General features: G+C 54.7%; 4 protein-coding genes and 1 pseudogene. All 5 read left to right on the forward strand.

Translation table 11 applies throughout. The annotated features are described in order from the left end of the window. Positions 1–247: 247 nt before the first annotated feature. Positions 248–376, forward strand: a complete 129-nt coding sequence (locus Q0X47_RS08305; protein WP_297724952.1) for a hypothetical protein — start codon at positions 248–250, stop codon at positions 374–376. Between the two features lie 166 nt (positions 377–542). Beyond that, a complete protein-coding gene (locus tag Q0X47_RS08310; protein WP_297724956.1) occupies positions 543–1,856 on the forward strand; it encodes an ATP-binding protein in 1,314 nt (437 codons plus the stop codon). A 285-nt stretch (positions 1,857–2,141) separates the two neighbouring features. Continuing rightward, complete coding sequence (locus Q0X47_RS08315; protein WP_297724959.1) at positions 2,142–3,752, forward strand: cell wall-binding repeat-containing protein; 1,611 nt, start codon at positions 2,142–2,144, stop codon at positions 3,750–3,752. A gap of 363 nt (positions 3,753–4,115) precedes the next feature. Next, positions 4,116–4,958, forward strand: coding sequence for a ParA family protein (locus Q0X47_RS08320; RefSeq protein WP_297724962.1), 843 nt, complete (start codon positions 4,116–4,118; stop codon positions 4,956–4,958). Continuing rightward, a pseudogene (locus Q0X47_RS08325) lies at positions 4,948–5,141 on the forward strand (segregation/condensation protein A); the annotation flags it as partial. The gene Q0X47_RS08320 and the pseudogene Q0X47_RS08325, both read left to right, overlap by 11 nt.

The raw sequence follows: 5,141 nt of genomic DNA on the forward strand, positions 1-5,141 counted from the left end.
GGCGGAGGCGGCTAAGAGCGACGTCCGGGGGATGTCGCGCTGCCGGAGCTCCGAGCAGGAAGGGGCATCGCGTTAGTGGCGTATCGGTTTTAGTGGTGGGTGCTTCGTCTCCGGTCGCGCCCGATGTCCCGGCTCGGGTCACTCTTGAGGATAAAGGGTGGGATTTGGGCTGCAGCTGCCATTATTGGCAGCTGCAGCCCAAATCCCCCTAGTTATCCACGCCAGGGAATCTAGCAGGCGTGCATGAATGACCGATTTCGTTTCGATTTGGCGCACCCTGATTATCCTGGAAACTTGTCAGCTGTTTTACTATCGAGCAGGGGAGCCGTGGGGCGGATTTTGGTTTGAAATCGGTCGTTCGTGCAAGTATCGATAGGATTACGCAAAATGCTCTAAACCGGTTTATGTCCTGAAAATCGCCAATATTGGCGATTTTACGTACTTACTTTCGCCAAATTGTGAGATAATCAGGACATAGTTAGTCGTATCGCGATGTGTGTGAGAAAAGTTCTCGGGGCTAGTTGTGAATGGAGATGGGGAAAATGCAACGTTTTTTGATGAAAAAGCTGTTGGAGTGGCGGGACTTGCCGGGGCGCAAGCCGCTGGTTCTAAATGGAGCCAGGCAGGTGGGAAAGACCTGGCTGCTGCGTGAATTCGGTCGACAGTACTTCGAGAATGTGGCCTATATTAGCTTGGACACTAATCCTGGTTTTGCTGCACAGTTTGAGGCTGGGTTCGACATTGACCGCCTGCTGCTGATGATTCATGCGGAGACCGGGGAAGTGGTCACCCCCGGGAAAACTTTGATAATTTTCGACGAGATTCAAGAATGTCCCCCGGCGTTGACTTCGCTGAAGTATTTTTGCGAAAACGCTCCTGAACAGGCCATTGCTGCGGCCGGTTCGCTGCTAGGGATTACCTTTCATAAGGGTAGTGGTTTCCCAGTGGGGAAAGTTGATTTACTGAATCTTTTTCCCTTGAGTTTCCGCGAGTTTTTGGAGGCTACCGGGAACACTACGTTGCGTGAAGTTGTTGATGCCGCTGATTGGAAATTGCTTAGTGCCTTGTCCACTAAGCTCCAAGATTTACTCAAACAGTATTACTTCGTTGGGGGGATGCCTGAATGTGTGGCATCTTTTGCGCATTCCCACGATCTCAGCCGAGTGCGTCAGATTCAACAGGCTATTCTCTTTGGTTATGAACGCGACATTTCCAAGCATCTCGGAGCAAAAGCTGAGCCTGCTCTCGCGGCATGGCATTCGTTGCCAGCACATCTGGGGCGAGAAAATAAGAAGTTCATCTTCGGCAACATCAAAGAAGGCGCGAGGGCTCGCGATTATCGCAGCGGCATCACGTGGCTGACCGAAGCCGGTATAGCAACTATGGTGCCAAGGGTTTCCAAACCGGGCATTCCGCTGCGAGCTTATGCTGACGACGCGGTGTTCAAAATGTTTGCCCTGGACGTGGGGATTTTGGGGGCGTTGGCAGACATCGATTCCGCCGCCATGGCGACCGGGCACACCTTGTTCACCGAGTTCAAGGGGGCTTTGACGGAACAATACGTGTGCCAGCAATTGCTCTCGGAAGGTGAGTTCACACCCTATTACTGGTCAGCTCCAAACTCACAGGCGGAAATCGATTTCTTGGTGCAAGCCGGGGAAAATATTTACCCCCTGGAAGTCAAAGCTCAGGAAAACCTGCGTTCAAAAAGCCTACGTGCCTTTGTTGAACGCTATCCCGACACTTTCCCGCGCCGGTTTAGCTCTTCGGATTTCCGTGACCAAGATTGGATGAAAAATGTCCCCCTTTACGCGGTTGGCAACCTCGAAGTCTGGACAAATACCCGGCGGAAATGAATGCGCGCGCCTTCGTCGGGTCAGACCCGTGTTGTCGCAGTGACGTCTCTAGTCCTGTGCCGTAGGGGGTTCTGCGTCGCGGTGGGGTCCTGCACTATTTTTCTAGGCAACAAGTTGCCAAGAAAAATGTACGTGCATCCACAGTCTGCCTACGCGCGCCCGCTGCGCCACTTCCTACATTCCCGGTTCGGGGTGGTGTTCGCTGGTGGTGAACAGCGTCCGGGGGTGGGGGTATTTTCTTAGCATTTTGTTACCCAGGTTTTTTCTATCGTTAGGAGTTTGGTTATGGGTGTGAAGAGATGGCTGGTGGGGCTGGTTGCGGCTGGTTCCATGCTTGGTTTGGCTGGTGTGTCGGTAGTACCGGCGGTGGCTGGTGAGTTGGCGCATGAGCGTTTGGCTGGCCCGTCTGGGGTGGAGACGTCTCTGGCGGTGGCGAAGCATACGTGGGGGAGCGCGTGGCCGGTGGTGTATGTGGCGTCTAATCGTAACCCGGTGGATGCGCTACCAGCGGCGACTATTGGGGACGGCCCGGTGGTGTTGACTGATGGTAAGAGTCTGAATCTGGGTGGGGTGAAACCCGGCAAGATTGTGTTGCTTGGTGGCGTGGGTGCGGTGCCGCAGGCTATTGAGGACCAGGCGAAAGCCAGCGGCGCGGAAGTGTTGCGCCTGGCGGGTGCGGATCGTAACGCCACGGCGGGGGCTATCGCGAAACAGTGGGTGAAGGTTAACGGTACCCCAAAGAACGTTTACATTACCAAGAATACGGGTTCGGGTTCCCCGGACGCGGTCGCGGCGAGCGTACTGCGTGATGGCCCGATTTTGACGTTTACGTCTGATGCTTCCGCGGCAGCCTTGCCCGGGGTTGTTTCCGAACTGAAAGCCGGTAAGGTTACTGCCCTGGGTGGTGGGGCTGTTGTGCCGGATAGTGTGTTGAACATGGCTGCTGGTGGGAAAGCGACGGCTCGTTTGGCGGGGGCGAACCGGTATGAGACCGCGTTCACTATCGCTAAATATGCGAAGGCTCAAAAGTCTGGCAGTGTGGTGTATCTGGCGTCGGGTACCGCATTGAAAGACGCGATGGTCGCTGGTGCCGCCAAAGACGGAGTTATCTTACTCAGCCCATCTAATGGGGAGGGTGTGAAAGCGAAAGCTGATGCCCTGGGTGCTAGCAAACTGATGATTATCGGCGGGACCGGCGTCATGCCCGATGCTACCGTACAAGCCGCCACCACCGGCATAATCCCCAAAGCAAAGTCTGCAGCTGACATGTCTATGGACGAGATGCGCGCCAGCCTCACGAAAGCGGACGCGGCAACCTTTAAATATAGGTCAGACTTGGAGTACTTTATGATGGCTCCCAAGCCTTCCCCGAAGGGTGATTACCTGGTGGGTGCGGCTTTTGTAGAGGGGCCGCATTTACAAGCATTTTTCCCGAGCTGGGAGCCCACCGGTCTAACTGCGGAGAATATGAAACATGGGCAATGCTACCCGAATAATACTTCAGTTCGGGTGGGTGGGATACCTTGCGATAGTTTTCTTTCGTGGCAAGAAGTCCTCAATATGGCAGGTGATCCCACACGCGCTTCTGCTTCATTCACCTGGGATGGTCCGGATTTTTATCAACGGAGCGTTATCAAGATGGGCAATATAGAGGGCGTTATTGAATCCAAGCTATGGTATGAGAAGGATTCGGGTGTAGGCGCTGACCCCCAGAAAGTGGCTCGTCTGCAAGAAGGTCAATACATTGAAGCACTAATGCCTGAGGTTAACCTCCAATTTATGTGCGGTGCTTCGGGTGGCACCATGAAGTGTTTCGAATGGTTTACTGACGATTCGGAGCCCTCATCGTACCAAACCAGGAGCAACCCAGTCTGGCTGTCATTCTCCTACAAATAAACCGATAGCCTGACTGATGCGGGTGGCGGGGAACGAAAGCTCTCTGCCACCCGTTTCGGGGCGAGGTGTGTAGCTTGTGACTTCGGGTCAAATCAAGGGTGTCCATACTCTTGATTTCGTGTTGGGTGTGCCTCTCTAATAGCTGGTCAGCGCATTTTCTAGATACCGGTCTGCTGGTTGCGTGGTTGGTCTCTGCGCGGAAAGCCATGCCGAATGAACTATATACAGAAAACCTGTTCAAAAAACTGGGTTCCAGTGAGGGAGCGATGTTGGGAAACCTGCTTGCCGGGAACCGGTGGTGTGGTGGCATATCAAGTGAACAACTTTGGGTAAACTGTAAAGGTGAATGCTAACCAACCCGCGATGATGCCTGTTCCTGATACGGATAAAGAGTTTCCGGTTCCGAAGCCTCTCAAAGGCCACGGCCCGGCGCGGATTATCGCCATGTGTAACCAAAAGGGCGGGGTTGGCAAAACTACGACTTCCATTAACTTGGCGGCAGCCCTAGCGGAATACGGTCGCAAAGTGCTGTTGGTGGATTTCGATCCGCAGGGGGCAGCCTCGGTGGGTTTGGGCATTAACGGTCACGAGATGGACACGACTATCTATTCCCTGATGGTCGGCCCGCACCGCGACTTGACGACTGCCGATGTTATTCACCACACCAGCACGGAAAACCTCGACATCATTCCGGCCAACATTGACCTTTCCGCCGCAGAGTTGCAGCTGGTGAACGAAGTGGCGCGGGAATCTATCCTGGCTCGGGTGCTGCGGGAAGTAGAGCCGGAATATGACGCGATTATTATTGACTGCCAGCCGTCACTAGGCCTGTTGACGGTCAATGCTTTGACCGCGGCTCACGGGGTGATTATTCCGGTATCTACTGAATTTTTCGCCCTGCGCGGGGTGGCGCTACTGATGGAAACTATTGAAACCGTGCGTGACCGGTTGAACCCGAAACTGCAGTTGGACGGTATTTTGGCGACGTTGGTGGACTCGCGGACGCTGCACTCCAAGGAAGTTCAGGAACGCCTGCTCGAAGCTTTTCAAGACAAAATGTTCTCCACCGTCATCAAACGCACCGTGAAGTTCCCCGACTCTACCGTGGCGACCCGGCCTATCACCGAGTTCGCCCCCACCCACGAAGGTGCCCAAGCCTACCGCCGCTTGGCGCGCGAAGTGATAGCTAAGGGCTATGTCGCCTAACCCTGACCCGAACCTGCTCGTCACGGCACCGGACAACCACGCTGCACCGGACTTGGACACGGCGGACACCCCCGCTTTTGAGGTCCATTCACCCGAGTACACCGGACCGTTTCACCTGCTGGCGGACTTGGTCGCGAAACGCAAACTGGACATCACCGCTTTTGCCCTCGCCGAAGTGACCGC

The sequence above is a fragment of the uncultured Mobiluncus sp. genome, assembly GCF_947254095.1.
Lineage (GTDB): Bacteria > Actinomycetota > Actinomycetes > Actinomycetales > Actinomycetaceae > Mobiluncus.